This is a genomic window from Bacillus cereus group sp. BfR-BA-01349, assembly GCF_022663795.1.
In the GTDB taxonomy this organism is placed as follows: domain Bacteria; phylum Bacillota; class Bacilli; order Bacillales; family Bacillaceae_G; genus Bacillus_A; species Bacillus_A cereus.
The window spans coordinates 1-18,310 of the sequence record NZ_JAKUGE010000059.1 but is presented as its reverse complement, the minus strand read 5'-3'; the positions used below and the strand labels follow the sequence as shown (position 1 = coordinate 18,310).

The window sequence follows — 18,310 nt, the reverse complement described above, 5'->3', positions numbered from 1 at the left end:
CTCGTATGAATAACCTCCCATTATCTTAATGGGAGGTTATTCATACGAGTGGATATTATATAATTTTAGTATGCTACTACAATAAAATAAGTTTATTTAGATAATATAATGGGAATAATCTTATTGAACGATTTCCACTTAAGAGCCTTGTGGCATGTTTGAAGTGGATGATTCCTACAAACACTGATGTTACCACCAGTTATCCTAGCAGACTTTACCCATAGTACCTGCGGTAAGAACTGAAGTATTTTGTACGTTGACTCACTACACTTCCTACTTTAACTTGGTTTTCGCAACTTCGGCAAACATGGGACGATAGAACGTTGAGGATTTCACGATTGCAACGATTTTTCTACAACCAATCTCATAACTTCAGTTTTTAAAGAGCAATCTGTACAGGTATATAGTAGCAAACATTTTGGCTTACGCCAACCGACATTCATCTCCCACCTATTTGTTGGTGCTATCACACCTTTATACTAATTGAGAAGGGAGACTTCTGTCGGAAAAAGAAAAAATACTACATCTCTATTTATAATATTTTTATACTATAGTGTTCTATAATACAAGTATATAAAATGCTAAATTTGCGTATTAAGGGTGATAAAAATGTATGATTCTTATATTGAAGATCTCGCGGGGTTCCAAATTGAACTTCAATCAGAAATTAAACGCAGAATAAATTTAATGAAATTAATTTCAACTGAAAAGAGGTGGTATACGTTTGAGGAAATATCTACATGTATTAATGCTTCTTCAAAGACTATTAGTAGAGATTTATCATTCATACAGGATTTATTACCTCAAGGGTGGAGAATCAATGTAAGAAAAGGTTATGGTGTTCAATTGATTTTGCCAATACATGCAATGATTGAAGAAATAATCTGTTTATTTTTTCGGGAGTCTTTAACATTTAATATTTTGGATAGATTGATGAAAGATAGAGAAACAACTATAAAAAAACTTACGGAAGAATTGCATATTCAACCCTCTGCAATCAGTAAGGCATTGAAGAAAATAGAAAAAGATCTTGCGTACTATGACTTAAAACTACAAAGAAAACCGATTAAAGTTATAGGGGTCGAATGGAAAATTATATTCATGTTTACGTCACTTTATACGAAAGCATATATAAATTCAGAATGGCCATTTCATTATAAACAAGATTTAATTTTCAAATATATAAAGGAAATAGAAAATGCTTTAGACATGGTTTTATATTTAAGTGGTAGATACAAATTATCTTATTTCATAGCAATTATGTTGATGCGTAAACAGCAGGGATTTGAAATAAAATGGGTTGAAGAATTCTTGAAACTCAATGTGGATACTCCATACTTTAAAAAAATATCCATGTATTTAGATGGACTACAGAGAAAGGAAAACATCACTTTTTCAATTCCAGAAAAAATTATTTTAACAATGATGTTTAAATGTTTAAATTTCATTTTTAGATTTCCTGAAAGAGAAAAAGAAAATGATATTAAAATCTTTCATAATCAAACAATTCCTATTTATAATATTTTAAGAGATTTTATAGAGTTACTTTATGAACGTCTAGGAGATAATTTTATTAAAGAAGATGAATTTACTTACTCTATGATCACACATTTTCGGAAGAATATTTATCGTTTACATTTTTATAGTTACGTAGAACGCTCAGAAAAATATACGACCAAATTTATAAAGGAAACTTACTTTAAAACGTTTATCCATGTGAAAGAAATATATACAAAATGGATAAAAAAACATCAAATAGCCATTCATGTACCAGATGACGAAATCGTAAATGTTGTCGTATACATTGAATCTCAACGAATGAAACAAAGAATACAACCTAAAAAAGCTGTAATAGTTACAAAAGAGGGAGATTGTTGGAGAGATTATATATTAGCTCAAGTTAAGCGGAAATTTGGGAATAAAATTGAGTTTCCATATTTAACATCATTAAATATAGCTAATGGACTTAAACTAGAAGAAAATTATGACATAGATTTCATACTATCTACAACACCACTGAAGCAACAAACACATCCTGTAATTATGATACAGCCTATTATAACAGAGCGAGATATATATAATATAAAAAAATATATAGATGTATAACAAAAAGGGGTTTATACACTATATTAATTTATATGGTTAATATTTCACGATTCGAATTAGATGCAGAAAACTTATTTTAAATGTATTGTAGAACCCCTTTTCTATTTTTTGTTGCTCAGAACTTGGAATTTCAGGGAAAAATAGAATGATTCTTATAAGATTGAAATATATAATGTATGAGTTTTATTAGATACATAGGAATGTTTATTTTGAATAATCGCACATATATAGAAAAAATACTTATTTTATCCGCTTTATAAAGGATGAAATATTAGTATAGATTTAACCAAAAATTATCCTATTGTGGAACATAATTATCAATAAAGATATAAAGGGATACATGTTTGTGTATTTATATTAATAGTGGCAACAATCAATGATTACAATGATATATATTACAAATAATTTATAAGAAGTGGGAAGAGGGATTGTAATATGCAAGACCCAACAATTACAATAGAGAAAGTTTATCAAGAAATATTAGATGGAAAAAGAAGTAGATTTCCGGCAAATACATGGAAATTAGATGAGAATAATGAAATAGCTAAAAGAGTAACAAAATATTTAGTTGTAATAATTTTAAAATGGAATGAGGAAGAGATTAAACAGAATTGGAATACCTCTTTAATTGCAAAATATCGATTACGAGGGTTGTTAAAGCATAAATATGAAAATAGTGCGTATAAAATGATTGATGATTTATATCCTGACCAGTTTAAAGAATGGGAATTTAAAATGACACCATTGAATTTTTGGACGAAAGAAAAAGTTTTACAAGTATTAAAATGGACCATTGAAGAAAAGGAGAAATTATCATCCGAAAAAATCTTACAAGTTTATGGGCAAAAATGGCTGAAAGACCAGAGACTAGGAAGCCCATTAAGGGTACTTTGGAATGGTAGTCCGTATGCTATGATTAATGATTTATATCCTGGTCATTTTAAAGAATGGGAATTTAAAATGGTGCCTAATAGTTTTTGGACGAAAGGAAAAGCTTTACAAGCATTAAAATGGACCATTGAAGAAAAAGAGAAATTAAAGCAGGAACAGTTAAAGAATAGGTATAGTAAGAGATGGTTAATTCAATCAGGGTTGGGGGGAGCCTGCCAATTGTTTTGGAATGATAGTCCATATGCCATGATTAATGATTTGTATCCTAACCATTTTAAAGAATGGGAATTTAAAATGGTGCCTAATAGTTTTTGGACGAAAGAAAAAGCATTAAATGCATTACGTTGGACTATTGAAACAAGGGAAAAATTGACAGATAGTCAATTACTGCAGCAGTACACAATTAAATGGTTAAAAAGACATAGATTATGGACACCGTTGATGAGATATTGGAATGGTAGTCCATACGCAATGATCAATGATTTATATCCGAATAAATATTCGAAGCATTCATTCAGGGGATATATATATAAAGAATAATACTTATTTTTGAACAGAACTAGATTGTAGGGAAAATAAGATTTGGAAGATACTTTATGGGATTACCCTCTAATATACAATTATTATTTGTTAGATTCATAAAAATTGAAAGCTAATTTATCGTACTTGGAAAAACCCATTGATTATGCAGGGAGCCTGGATAGTGGTACATAATGAAATACCTCCATTAAAGAAAAAATTACCTGGAAGAAATAAAGTGTAAAGTACTTTGGATGAAAAAGGCTGACTATTTAAGTAGTACGATAATGGATAATTGTATGATTAAAGGTATTATCTAATTTATGAAATAGTATTTCATAAATCAATCTCTTCACTTTCAATGACTTGTAGGAAAAAATCCTATAGAAACTACTTACAAGATCTGATTAAATCGGAACAGTTATAAGAAGTTAAAAACAAAAGTCTCTGTATAAGGAAATTAAATAAAGTAAAAACTATATATATCGCTATTATTCCATGGAATAAATTTAGGACAAAACCTCTTGTGCAAGAACTGTATAAGGCAATTATTTTCTAGCTTTAGATTAACACAGCGTGGGGTTTCTATAAGCGAAATAGAGAAGACTATTAAAAAATTATGTTTGCGTCATAACGGAGGTTATGGCTATCGAAGAATTACAGCTCCCCTTAGAAAAATGATTTGCTGATGTAACCAATTATGTAAGGTGCTTTTTAATGCAGGGTCGTAGAGGAACAATCCCAGTGTTAACTTGGAAACATAAAAGTGTAGACCTTTTTAACATGATTGATTCGAAAAAAATTACACAACTTCCGTTAGTAAAGGTATATAAGTTACAATCTGGTGCTTCAGTTGTCGCAGGTCCTAGGTTTACAGGAGGAGATATCATTCAATGCACAAAAAATGGAAATGTGGCAACTATTTATGTTACATCGGATGTGTCGTACTCTCAAAAATATCGAGCTAGAATTCATTATGCCTCTACATCTTAGATAACATTTACACTCAGTTTAGACGGGGCACCATTTAATCAATACTATTTCGATAAAACAATAAATAAAGGAGACACATTAACGTACAATTCATTTGATTTAGCAAGTTTCAGCACACCATTCGAATTATTAGGGAATAACTTACAAATAAACGTCACAGGATTAAGTGCTGGAGATAAAGTTTATATAGACAAAATTGAATTTATTCCAGTGAATTAAATTAATTAGAAAGTAAAGAAGTAGTGACCATCTATGATAGTAAGCAAAGGATAAAAAAATGAGTTCATAAAATGAATAACATAGTGTTCTTCAACTTTCGCTTTTTGAAGGTAGATGAAGAACACTATTTTTATTTTCAAAATGAAGGAAGTTTTAAATATGTAATCATTTAAAGGGAACGATGAAAGTAGGAAATAAGTCATTATCAATAACAAAATAACATTTTTATATAGCCAGAAATGAATTATAATATTAATCTTTTCTAAATTGACGTTTTTCTAAACGTTCTATAGCTTCAAGGCGCTTAGAATCATCAATATTTGTATACAATGATGTAGTTTCCATTGAATTATGTCCCATTTGGTTTGCTAACAGAACTAGATCTTTATTTTCGTTATAGTGATTAGTCGCGTATGTATGACGCAACTTGTGAGGGCTCTTTTTTTCATCAAATGCTCTAGTATATTTTTCTGTAAGCTTTTGTATTGCATTAACAGAAATTTGCGCATATGAGCCTTTATAATTCGTTACAAACAGAATATCTTCATCATCAGGACACTTGTAACGAGCAGCACGTACTTTTAAATACTCTTGGACATCATCTAGGGCTGTTTGTGTAGCCAAAATAGATGATTTTTTATCTCCTTTTCGTACAACTTTAATGTAACGAGTACGAAAATTAATACTAGAAATAGTTAAACTAGCTGCTTCAGATACCCGAAGGCCTGTACCTAAGATTAAACTTAGAATAGCAATATCACGCTCTCTATCACGTTTGAAGAATCTTAACTTACCAGGAGCGTTTTCTTGCAGCATTTGCTCATATTCGTTAGATAAAAAGCGCATAAATTTAATGTCATCATTATTGTGGAAAATAACTTCTGAAATTTCTTTTGCTCTCGCTGCAGCATCGATTTTTTCCTTATGAATTTCCATTTTGGCCATAACATTTCTATAAAAGTAACATTCTCCATTATCATCCTCAGTATTGCTTGTTAGGTAGTTAAACAATGACTTTAGAGCCGAAAATGTCCGTATAACTGCCTTGGTTTTATTACCTTGTCTCTCTAAATAACTTTTAAACCTTTTTACTTGTTTAAGAGGGAGGTGCTCCAATGTTTCAATTGGTACCTCATGTATTCTCGTTACAACTTCACCATCTGCTGTAGCAAGACGAGAGGAGATCAACCATTGTAAAAACATTTCATATTCAATTAAGTATCCATACAAAGTAGCGGGGGAGAGGTTCGTTTTCTCCTCAATATATTCAATAATATACCAGGGCATTTTTTCTTTATGACGTTCTACACGTGCTTGATACACTTGTTTTTCTCGATTACTCAATTTTTTCACCTCAAACTTCAAAACAGTACATTGACTTTTTATAATCAATGTACTGTTTTGTCTAAATTTGTCTAATTTTACATTAAATACAATTTTAATTGATAGTCTTACTATAAAAACGGCTTTAAATAGAACTTCCATTTAGTATACCTTTTAAAAGTTGTTAATTTACTACATAAATATCTCTAGATGTTGTATTGTCTTTTTCACATGATTATTTTTAAATACGTGTTTTTTACGTTCATTCCAACTATGGATATAATTAATAATCGCATCAAAATTCATTATTGAATTATTACCATATTTTACAGACCAATGGACAGTAGCTAAAAGTTCCATACCATAAGGAGTTTCAAACCCTTCAATTAAATTTTTCACTTCTGCAAGTCTTTTTAAAGACTCTTTATCATGAGAGATAAACTCTTTAGCTTCTAATATTGCATCTTCAGACAAGCTAATATCAGATTTAGAATTCCGATCACCGTAACCACGAATATAATGTCCTTCCAAGCGAATTAAAACGTGATTTAAGTTTTCTGCATATGGACCATATATATATTTCACAAAATTTAAACGAAGAGGTTCTCCACACTCTTGTAAAAAATATGCCAATTTCTGTATTTCGAGGAGCGAAAGGTGATATCCCGGAGCTCTATATTGCTCCATTAATAATAATAAAAGAGCTCTTGCTTTTGTCATTTTTGGCTTAGTCGTACCTATTTTCATTCTATTGGGATCCGGGTGACCAGATGGCTCATATAGATAAACTGTAGCATTTAAATCCTCTAATGACTTTATAATTAAGGGCTTTACTTCACTCCAATCTAAGCCCCCATTACCACATCCAAGAGGAGGTAGGGCTATAGATTTTATATTATAATTAATAATCTCATTTCTTAAAGAAATAAGCCCACTCTTAATATCTTCAATTCTTGATTTATTCTTCCAATGCCTTTTAGTTGGAAAGTTTATAATATATTCTGGTGTTCCTAAGAGGTGTGTTTTATATATATACATTTTCCCAGGCTGAACTTGATTAAGCTTACATGCTTTCTGATAAGCTTTAAAATTATCAGGGAATGCTTGCTTAAATTGCAGGGCGATGCCTTTTCCCATTACACCGACTGTATTAACAGTATTCACTAAAGCTTGTGCATCAGCTTCTAACAAATTACCTTTTTTTATTTTAATCAATTTCTACCACCACCTTAATAATACCAATTAGATTTTAATTTAATCGGTAAAGAAACATTATGTTCAGTTAATATTTTTTCAGTTTCTTCCTTATATTTTTGATTATAGACTGCAATCCCTATAATACAATCTATCGGGACATATTGATAAACAAGAAATTCTGCCATTCTTCTACGCTTTCTATCATTGTCTTCAATCGTGTCATGCCAATATTTACTCTTCATTATATCCCAATCAACATTGTGCAATTCTTTAAGATCATTGTAATACTCAGTGAAATGCATTATTCCATGTCCATCAGTAAAACAAAAAGGAACGCCATTTTGCTTTATTTTTTGTGCTGATGATACAAGATAAATGAGAGGCTCCTGTCCCTCGGTATACTGTATAACATTACCTTTATAGATACTATATAACATAGGAGATTTGGGAGCGAAATAGAATGGAACATAATTATGCAATGTTCCAAAAGGTTCTACTGGAACTGAGTAAGAAGCTCGTCTGTTTTGTATATCATTATTAGCAATATTACAATATGTTTGCCCATTATTCATGATGTTAGAGACACACACGAGTCCATTTGAAGATAATATTTTTGATAAATTTCTATAATGAGTCAAATGATATATTAATGTGTTTGAATGCATTATGTACCTCACAATATTAACGTTTAATTTTATTTATATTATAACATACCTTAATTATCAATTAAACTAGAATTTAATGTAAAATTAAAAGTACTTCTTTTACATCTGTTTATTTTGTATATATAATAATTATCAAGCTCATTAATTTGCTCACAGCAGCAAGCCTCAATTTAAAGTAAGTTTTGGATATACATTTTGGTCTTAAAAACAATTGTAACTGTTGGTAGTTTTAGTATTTTCAATAGGAACCCCTTATAGAAAACCATCTAAGTAACTTGCAATTTTTGTCTACTATAAGGGGAACTATGTCAAATTGGTTATACATCCTTATCTTAGAAATTGAAATGCAGCTAAATAGATTGAAATACTAGTTTTTTTGAAGATGAGGAAACTGAATTTCTCATCTATAATGGAGCAATAAAAATATTATTATTCTAGTGTATAGAATTTCGAGGATTAAAAGTTTCATAAAAATAGAGTTAATATTTTAATAAAATATGGTCACCAAATAAATCGTGTATAAATTAGAGATTTAAGCTGGGGCCAAGGAATAACTAATCTGTATATAAGAATCTTTTTCATCTCCGTTAAGCCTTATTGTTGTGCCAGGCGTACTGCATACTTTTTGACTTGGATAGGCGAGAACATCATCTGCATTTCCTACGTCGTATTCTTTTACATCACCATAAAAACACATTTGGTTTATAGGCCCCCCTGTTGGGCTACTTATTTTAATTGTTTGAGTGTGAGAACTTTTCTCAGGCGTATCCTCTCCAAAATTATCTTGTGACCAAATTTCGAAATTATGATCTGGATTTTGAAAATATGCATATATCTTACCGTAAGGTTCTGGCCCCCCCCATTCACCGTCATTATAGAATTTAATGGTAAAAGTTACGTTATATACTGTCATTTTTATCTACCTTCCTTTCTATCATTTATTAAAGTAACATTGGGTGCTAATGAACCTTTAATTATATAAGTTTTTGGTATCGAACGTCTGTCATTATCATCCATTGGATATTCTGTAACTTGAATGTAGCTTCTTAAGCCTTGTGCACCCTCTATATAACCTTCACCTTTAAAATGAGCAACCCCATTCCCTTCATTTGTAAGACCCAAATTAGGATTGTAATCTGCTAAATCTGTTATAGAAACATAAGCCGCTGCAATTAGTGCACCATCTCTATACCCTCTGCAAAATAGCGTTCCAGTCATATCACACTCTACATTAACCGGAACGTTATAATTTCCAGTTTGGATAATATATGCAGCTTCTACATTAGTTCTTGGAGGGACTTTTACTGCCGTCGCATCCGTCCATGTGCGTGTTTCTGTTTTTGTTGTTGTTTCTGTTGTACTATAATTATATTCTGCTGATACAGTTACAGTAACATCAGAAGTAACAAAAGCAAATTTAAAAGTTGCTTTGGAGCTTACTGAACCACCGACTTTAAACCCTTTAGTCACTGCAGAGGTTACAGTGTCGGTTTCCGTCCATGTGAACGTTACTGTACTGGTTAATTCGTTAGACCCTGCATTATCTACTACTTTTGTAGTAATATGATTATTTACAGGTTCTGTTGGAATCACATCATATCGAGGTGTCACAGATTCGTTAAATACTTTGAATGAGGGGTCATATGTGCTTTTAACAGATGTTGCACCATACATACCTTTCATGTAGTCATTAATTTCGTCTTGAATGTTGATAATTCCCATTTTTGAATACCTCCTATAATTTATTCACAAACTTAAATAATTGGAACAATTCAAAACAAATGATGTATAACTTATTAAAATCGATGTAATTCTCGCTGCAACACCAAATGCTAAGAATCACCATAATTGTAACAAAAATCAACCTGAAAGTTAAGTTTAAATTCAAAAAAAACAAAAAATAATCACTTAAAATTTGGAAACCGATTATAGAGTTATTTTATTTTTAATCTACCTCTATCGGATTTTACATAGGAATTGCTTATAATATGAGTTGAGAGGGTTGTCTGTAACTTTTTTATGATTAAAATTTAAAAAAGTTTACTTATTTTAGTTACTCTACTGAGCATGCAAAACACTTTATAAAACATTAGCATTGCAAGGACTCACTATATAAATTCAAATGAATACTCTAAGAAATTATGCTTCTATATTAATAGATAAAAGAAATCAAAATAAATATTTTTATTAAGTTTCAATTAAATTTTAATTAAGTATACCGTTAAATTAAGGGCCTATTTATTTTATAATGTTTTGTTTATTTGAACTGAGATCAAGTATATACACTTTTACTCTTATAAATTTAGTAAATCTCAACTGTAGTAAATTTGAATGCAATTAGTAAATGCATCAAAGAAGCTGATATTATCCCCAGATTAGTACGAGACACTTTGGAGAAAAATATAAAGACTTTTCCTATTAAAAACTAAAACTGCTTCAGGTACAATTACAGTTTTAGAAAACTTAAAAAAAGCAGTAAAAAAGAATTTATATCGGATTTATATTGTCATTTTTGAAAAGTTACTACAAAACTTCATTATATAACTTTATCCTAATTTTTATTTTAATTGTAAATATTGGGACTGATAACGAAATTTATTAATATACTTATTTCGCAAAATTTTATTACGTAAAAAAACAACCAATTATTGACTTAATAAAATAGAAACACACATATTCATTTTGGGATAATGTGCATATAATTGATTGTAGATTTGTAGAATATAAGATTTGTATGCCTCTTCATTATGGTAGAATAATTTTGAGAAGGATTGAAACAATTGAATTACTATTTCCTGAGTTACACCTATTGATGAGGCAGAAATTCCAAATAAGATAAATCTTAATATAGAAATATCTAAAATACAATTCATAAAGTTATTAGGCAATGTTTCTAATTTATAAGGAAACAAATAATGTTGAAAATAATACAAACAATAATTTTCGAATATATAATCGTATTTACCAACATAAGATTTATAGAATTCCTCATATGCTTTTTTGTAAGTTACTATTCTATTTTTAGAATATCGTAAATTACTCTTTATATCTATTCCTTCAATAAATAAATCTAGACATTCCTTTAAACGTTGATGCTCTTCTTTATTAAATTCTTTATAGATTTTATCTCTCATTCTTAAGATTCCTTGTATAAGTAATTCTAAACTTATATCTATATAATTTATCGGAAAATATCGTTCCATTTCTTTTGATTTTTTTAAAGCATGATTAATAGATTTTTGTTTTCCATTTATATTTTTTTGGGTTGTTAAATACGATAGTTCTTCAATAAATATGCTTATTAGCCATAGGCGTTTGGATAAAGAATATTCACGTTGTTGCATAATATTATATACTATTTCATTAATTTTTTTTGTGTAATTTGAATTTTCAATAGTTTCTAATTTAGTACTCATTGTTGAAAAGGATTGATCTTTTGTCAAATTCCATTTTGGAGGATTTTTAGATAATAGTACTAATCTAGCAATTTCTGGACAAGAAATTTGTGCAGTTTGAAAAAAAGTATCATTAACTTTTTTTGTTATTTTGGGGTAAACCTTACATACGTTGCACAATAAATCTTGGCCATATACCATATGTATTTTACATAATTTATCTTCTGTTAAAAAAATACATTTATTGGTTGAGTCGAATTCTATAATTCCATAATCCTCCTCAGAAGTCATATTTTTATTTTTTATAATTCTAGATTTATTATTAAATAATTCTTTATCTTGCATTTTTGAGTATACTTCAAAATGCTCTCTATCAACATGAACCGTCCAATTTGAACAGCAACAATTATCTTCACAATTTGAACCAATACAATTAAATTGTGATAGATAATTTGCAATATAGCCTTTCTTTTTCAATGTATATTTCTCCTTTCAAAACCCTTTAAATTTCCATCTTAGATAAATATTAATTACCTTTAAGAAAATAGTGACCTTAAATTAAATCAATATTCCGAATTCAATTTAAAGAAAGGTTCTAACTAAGTTATTCAAACTTTTAAGCGTTAACTTATCTAAGGTAATTACCTAGGATTATTAGAAGATTTCTATCAAACCAACAAAATAAAATCTTGATAGAAATTAGTTTTCTTACTAGTATATCCGTTCTTTCTAAAGTAGTATTATAAGTACTTTCTTTTCTTCGAAAGAACGGATTTTTATTTACAGTAATTTAAATACTCATGAATTTCTTAACAATATTCATGAGTATTTGTGATTAGTGCATATATAAAGTTTCAAAGAACTCAATATTTATTTATTAATTTTACTAAAGAAGAAAGTGGAAGAGGTTGAGTATTAATTCGTTGCGATTTAGAATTTTCAACTAAAATAATATTATCGAAACGCGTACTTCCATTACCACTAGCATGCGATAAAATTATTTTAACAGCACTGCTGTTAGCAGTAAAATTTAGGATATATGTCCCGTTTTGGCTTTGCTCACTCGAAGCTAAAACACTATCATTCACTTGGTCTCTAACTTCAACTCGAGAAGAAGCTCCTCCAATCAATTCTGCATCGTATAAAACCATATAATCTTGATTTCGTACTATATTAGAAATATTATAATAAGCATTAGCTCCTGAAGTTGCTTCAAGTACGTTATTATTATTTATGCTAATTACCCTTGGATTATTTGCACCTGGTTGAGATTGAACCCATCCGCCTAAGCCAATCTCAAAATCACCATTTGGTAAAAGGTTTAATGGGGTAATATCTTTAACAGTATAGAAGCACCCAACGTAACTCTGTCCATCACTATCTTTTTCGCCAAGAAGTTTAAAGAATTGGTTTGGTGCGGCGGTTACAGGACGGTCAGGGTAAGCTAAAATATCATTTCCATTCCCTGCATCATATTCTTTGACATCTCCTATAAATGTAGCTTGAATAGGCCTATTATTAGAAAAAATATTTAATGTAGTTGTATAACTTTCCAACTCTCGATCTGCAGTACTTGCCCATATTGTATACACTTGATCATTATAGATCATTGAAACAGTTCCATAGGGCTCAGGTTTTCCCCATTCTCCAGGATTTACAAAGGTTAAAGTAATTATTAATTGATAGCGACCTAATCTTAAATTCTTTGCAACATTCTTCACAGCGTATTCGTTTGGTATATTCCTCATAAAAACTCTCCCTTAAAATAATATTATTTTTACATTTCTATTTAAGAATTAATTTTGTTTAAAATATATTGGTGTATATAAGAATATATTTTAAAAATCAAAATTAAATGTTATCTTTAATACTTCTTTAGATATTACGAAAGATATAGTTTTTACTTTAATCTTTCTCAATTGGTATAAGTGTTTTAACAGGATAATGATCCGAAAAATCAATATTTTTCCTATCATTTTGAATCATTTGGTTGCAAACATTATTACATTCTGAGTCTACAACTTTTACTTGTTCAACAATATTTGAGTAATTCCCCCAATTTTCCGGTGGTAATCGATGTTTAGTTCTTAATAAAATAAAATCTAAATGTTCATTCTTTCCATCAGGATCACTATAACTTGCATAAAGATTTGTATCTTTGTCCCATGTATATGGATGCCCTGTATAATTTGGTTCTATTACATTTAATACTTCTATAAGGTAATTATAGTTTTCTTGATCATATAAATTTATATTAAAATCTCCACCTATAACAACATATTCTTCAAATGGAATATTCTTCTTTTCTATAAAATCAGCTAATTCTTGAAGTTGTTTTTTTCTTACTAAAGGTCCATCGCAACCTATGAAACTTATATCAGACTGTGTATGTGTACCAAATACATGAATATATGTTCCATTTACGTTAATTTTTGCATACATTACTCCTTTATTTTGAATACCTTCTACGCCACATCCCCTATTGTTAAATATATGTTTTTCATATTTAACAATAGGCCACTTACTCAAAATTGCCACTCCACCTCTTTGAATATCTAATCCACCTTCTCCTAGTACGGGTGTGCGAAAATTGAAGTTTCCGTATTTCTCCATACCTTTTAATACAATCCCAGTAGCTTCATCCTTAAATAATTCTTCAAGTATAATAATATCACTATCTCTATAATAAGAACTTGGTGATATTGTATTCTTAGCACGAAGTTCTTGATTTACATCAGTAGGTGGAGCAAGAAAATACATATTATGAGTCATGATTGATATCATGTACATGGTATCTGGTTCTGTTTTTACTGTAATTGTGTTACTAGGTTCTGAAAAATTCCCATTTATACTCTTTGCTTTAATGGAATATATATAACTGGTATCTGGTTGTAATCCTCTGATGGTATATGCTGTAGTTGCACTATCCACCGTTTTAATTTCATTTTGATCTTGATATATCACATATCCTATTATCTCTATATCATCCATTGATTTTTCCCACTCTAAATCAATTGTACTAATTGTATGTGCTGATGAAGATAAATTTTTTGGAGCTGTTGGTAGGGTATCTTCTTTTATTACCTTATATTTAATTTGAACATGATTTTCTTCAGCAGGAGATTCTCCTTTTAGCTTGATGGTGCCATTCATACCGCCACACACTCTATTAGGATAGGCAATAACATCATCCCCATTCGGCCAAGCATCTGATTCTCTAACACTACCTACAAAGCATAGTTCACTAAGTGATGTAGCCTTAATATTAAAAGTTAGCCCTGTAATAACTTCTACAGATGGTGGAGAGCTGCTATTTGTTTCTTCCCAAATTCTTACTTTTTCCTCTCCCAAGGCAGGAGAAGGTTGATAATACAAATCAATATATCCATACGGTTCTGGTTTACCATCTTCTCCTGTATTAACAAATTTTATTTCAGATATTTGTACAGTATATTTAATCATATAGTTTTCATCTATATTTTCTCTATTAACCATTAGAAGACCTCCTATTATTAACGTTTTTCACCATTTTCAGGCCACAATCTTTTATACGTAAGCAAAACATATACAAATTTGGTTTACTATTTTGAATTTTCTCCATCTACCTTAAGAGAATTAGTTTTTGTGGTATTTCATATGGATGCGGATTTATTACTGTAACAAATGTTTGAAATAGTCTTTGTATTAACATATTTAGCTTCTTTTTCTCAGTCATTTAATAATAAGTGACTTTCAATCTGATTAAATAACTTTCTGTAAATTTATTGAACATCACAACTACACTCTCTTCATATTTGGTTTATGATTTAACTCATTTTACATCACCCCTTTCATTTCCAATTATTTCACCTCTATTGTTCACATTGAAAATATATAATGCTTATAATAAACTTTTTTGGAAAGGATATAGCTATAATTTTAAATAAGCATGTAAGGTTAAACAAATTAAAAGAATTGAAGGAAGTATTTTTCTATTTTTGTAATAATTAGTTTGCATATTTTATACATTGATAAGAAAATTGGTAGTTGATGAGTGTATTAGTGGTTATGTGTCAAAATTTAAAGTTTTTTTGATTGTATATCAGCCAATTGTTGAGAGATGAAATGGTTTTGAGGTAGAGTCTGTCCTGATACGATTAAAAATCTAAACATCCTAACCTGTGGCATATTCTGCTTAGACGTAATCACTTCAGCTAAAATATTTTATAATTACAGAAAAATGACTCAAATCAAGGATAACATCTATACATTTCCGCTTGCAAGTGATAGTTATATTTATCAAATGATTTGAACAAATAATCTGTTTTTTAAGGTTTCATTAGATAAAAAATTAAATAAAATAGGGTTCTTTTTGGATCAAAAAAGTTACATCTAGACTACTTCTTTAGTCAAAACTTCTACTGCTGAGGCAGTTTTATGGCCAATGCTATTTCGAATTCGCTTATTCTAATAAATCTCTTAAAATATTATAGATAGTATTTTTCTTATGGGATTTATGTAAAATTCATAAATATTCTATATCGAATAGATAACAAAATTCTTCACAATGTCATCCTACTAATCTCGTATTAGTAGGATTTATCTTTTTAATAATTCTTACAAAATGCTTGTATAACTAATTTCCTGTGAAGTTTTTGATATCTTAGCTTTAGAGGAAAAATCTTTGGCTTATGACTGTCTTAATATGAAACATTTGTTAATTTATTGTAAATTATTAATATCCAGGTTATTATTTGTTCTCTATCTAACATTTTAGGTGAATATAAGTGATTAAAAGCACCTGCAAAAAATCCTATTACATCTTGTTTAATATAGTGTGCAATTATAATATTATTTTTCTCTCGGTTAAATATTTCAATGAACTTACCAGATTTTTATTACAGTTTCCCTTGTACCAAATTATCTACAGCGTGTCTAATTTCATATAGAAGAGTATTGGTGTCATTCTCTTCAATGTTTTTATGTCCAAGATGTTTGATTTGTATAAATAATCTTTTTGATTATATTCATTATTTGGTACATTATTAACTAATTGTTCTATAACTGTTTCAGTTCTGGTAATACTAGCAGATGTATATAGATTATCTACTTTTAGATTAAGTAAGTTTTGTTTCAAACCCGATATTTTTTAAATTTTTTTATTTAAACCACTTTCTGCTATAATACGCTTTTCGTTTAATTGTCCTATTTTTGTTCCTTTTCATAGCTTCAAAAAAGAAAAATAAGAGCAGATTTATTTGTTCGATTCATAAAAAAACTTCTACATATCCTAAAGCTTCACGCTTAAAATTTTTATACATATTCAAATATTTATCTACATCCTCTTTATCTTGTTTGAAAAACATCTCTAAAATCGAGTTGTATTTATCTATATTTTCATTTAATATTGTTGAATTTTTAGTATCATTTAAAAATTTTTCTGTTCATTTATCTTCTTAAAATATCATGTTGGAGTTATTTTTATTTTCTATTCTCAGTAAAGAAGACCTCTCATCTTATCAAAATGAACTGTACCCCGAATCCCGAATCATGGACACTAAAAAAAAGCCCCATGATTCGGGGTTTTTGCGTATTTTTATCAAAAAAACCTCGTTATAATGGAACCAACGATAGAAATGAGGTACGGAGAATGAGTAAAATTATTTTTAACGAGATTCAAATGAAACAGCTAGAAAAAAATAAAAATGTAGTAAAAGCATCGGAACGTTCAATTAGCTATTGTTCAGATTTCAAAGTAAGAGCGGCAAAAGAAAATCAACAAGGAAAAGGTCCTAGCCAAATTTTTTTAGAGAATGGATTTGACTTAGCTGTGATTGGTGAGGAGAAGCCAAAACAATGCTTGAAACGTTAGCGAAGAACCTTTGAACAATTTGGTGAAGAAGGTTTTTATACAGAACGCCGTGGGAAAGGAAGCACGGGACGCCCTTCGGAAAAACCTCTCTCTTCTGATGAAAAATTAAAGAAAGCGGAAGCACGTATTGCGTTTTTAGAAGCGGAATTGACATTCCTAAAAAAGTTAGACGAACTCGAAAGGCAGGCGTTACAGAAGAAGCGTTAACACCACGAGAAACATACACACTGATTGAACAAACCATACGTCAATTCCAATTCCCACGTATGGTGCGTTACCTTTACACACTGGCTGGGGTAAGTCGGAGTGGATACTATGGCTTCATCAGACAGATAAACACTTAGAAAAAGAACTCAATGATGAAACAGATTATGAATGGATCCAAGAAATTTTTAATCGAAAAGGGAAAACATGTGGTGGTCGTTCTATCAAAATGGTGTTGGAAAAGACAAAAGGAATTTGTATGAATCTCAAACGTATTTACCGTATTATGCGTAAATATAATCTTGTAACAAAGATTCGCCGAGCGAATCCTTATAAACAACATCACAAAAGCGACACAAGAACATAAAACATGTCCGAATCTTTTAAAACGCCAATTCAATCAAGAAGAGCCTGAAAAAAGTATGTTAACGGATATTACCTATTTATCTTATGGAAAAGGAAAAAAGGCTTATTTATCATGTGTAAAAGACAACACACCCGAGAGATTTTAGCCTATCATGTCCCCTCTTCTTTACGAATGGTTATCGTCTATCAAACATTAGATAACTTGAAAGAGAGATTAGGAGAAATCATTCATCCTGAAGCGCTTCTACATTCAGACCAAGGTATTCATTATACACACCCTGAATTTCAGAAACGTGTAAGAGAAATGGGGATCAGACAGTCTATGTCCTGTAGGGGCAATTGTTTAGACAATGCACCAATGGAATCCTTTTTTGGTCATATGAAAGCTGAATTAGATTATAAAAATTGTCAAACCTTTGAATCCCTTGAGCTCAACATAAAGGAGTATAATCGTTATCAGTGGACATTAAAAAAGATGGCTCCGATTGAATGATATGATCCCCTTATAGTAGACAGTTGAAAGAAAGTTACTTTACTGTTTATTATGGAGGGGATTTTTTATGGGGAAAATTAGAAGAACT

The 18,310-nt window shown here is 29.8% G+C and carries 10 protein-coding genes and 2 pseudogenes; 4 read left to right on the top strand and 8 right to left on the bottom strand.

Annotated features, from left to right (window positions below):
• Positions 1-609: 609 nt before the first annotated feature.
• The 3 genes and pseudogenes from MR169_RS24160 to MR169_RS24150 all read left to right on the top strand — a co-directional run.
• On the top strand, positions 610-2,106 hold the full coding sequence (locus MR169_RS24160) for a BglG family transcription antiterminator (RefSeq protein ID WP_242320151.1): 1,497 nt from the start codon (positions 610-612) through the stop codon (positions 2,104-2,106).
• A 435-nt stretch (positions 2,107-2,541) separates the two neighbouring features.
• Positions 2,542-3,537: a DUF4046 domain-containing protein gene (locus MR169_RS24155; protein ID WP_242320150.1), complete on the top strand. Its 996-nt coding sequence runs from the start codon at positions 2,542-2,544 to the stop codon at positions 3,535-3,537.
• A 675-nt stretch (positions 3,538-4,212) separates the two neighbouring features.
• Positions 4,213-4,728 (top strand): annotated as a pseudogene (locus MR169_RS24150) (delta endotoxin C-terminal domain-containing protein); the annotation flags it as partial.
• Between the two features lie 252 nt (positions 4,729-4,980).
• On the opposite strand, the gene xerS reads toward MR169_RS24150, so the two are convergent.
• The 8 genes from xerS to MR169_RS24110 all read right to left on the bottom strand — a co-directional run bounded on the left by xerS (position 4,981) and on the right by MR169_RS24110 (position 14,803).
• The gene (gene xerS / locus MR169_RS24145) at positions 4,981-6,072 is read right to left on the bottom strand and encodes a tyrosine recombinase XerS (RefSeq protein ID WP_242320156.1); all 1,092 of its coding nucleotides are present in this window, start codon (positions 6,070-6,072) and stop codon (positions 4,981-4,983) included.
• Between the two features lie 171 nt (positions 6,073-6,243).
• Complete coding sequence (gene darG / locus MR169_RS24140) at positions 6,244-7,266, bottom strand: type II toxin-antitoxin system antitoxin DNA ADP-ribosyl glycohydrolase DarG (protein ID WP_242320149.1); 1,023 nt, start codon at positions 7,264-7,266, stop codon at positions 6,244-6,246.
• 14 nt (positions 7,267-7,280) lie between these two features.
• Positions 7,281-7,913, bottom strand: a complete 633-nt coding sequence (gene darT, locus MR169_RS24135; protein ID WP_242320148.1) for a type II toxin-antitoxin system toxin DNA ADP-ribosyl transferase DarT — start codon at positions 7,911-7,913, stop codon at positions 7,281-7,283.
• Positions 7,914-8,445: 532 nt separating this feature from the next.
• Positions 8,446-8,826: a hypothetical protein gene (locus MR169_RS24130; protein WP_242320147.1), complete on the bottom strand. Its 381-nt coding sequence runs from the start codon at positions 8,824-8,826 to the stop codon at positions 8,446-8,448.
• Positions 8,827-8,828: 2 nt separating this feature from the next.
• A complete protein-coding gene (locus MR169_RS24125; RefSeq protein WP_242320146.1) occupies positions 8,829-9,635 on the bottom strand; it encodes an ETX/MTX2 family pore-forming toxin in 807 nt (268 codons plus the stop codon).
• Between the two features lie 923 nt (positions 9,636-10,558).
• Positions 10,559-11,785, bottom strand: coding sequence for a flagellin lysine-N-methylase (gene fliB / locus MR169_RS24120; protein ID WP_242320145.1), 1,227 nt, complete (start codon positions 11,783-11,785; stop codon positions 10,559-10,561).
• 386 nt (positions 11,786-12,171) lie between these two features.
• Positions 12,172-13,056, bottom strand: a complete 885-nt coding sequence (locus MR169_RS24115) for a hypothetical protein (protein ID WP_242320144.1) — start codon at positions 13,054-13,056, stop codon at positions 12,172-12,174.
• A gap of 157 nt (positions 13,057-13,213) precedes the next feature.
• Positions 13,214-14,803, bottom strand: a complete 1,590-nt coding sequence (locus MR169_RS24110) for an endonuclease/exonuclease/phosphatase family protein (protein WP_242320143.1) — start codon at positions 14,801-14,803, stop codon at positions 13,214-13,216.
• Positions 14,804-16,937: 2,134 nt separating this feature from the next.
• Between MR169_RS24110 and MR169_RS28545 the strand changes: the two are divergent.
• A pseudogene (locus MR169_RS28545) lies at positions 16,938-18,222 on the top strand (IS3 family transposase).
• Positions 18,223-18,310 lie beyond the last annotated feature (88 nt).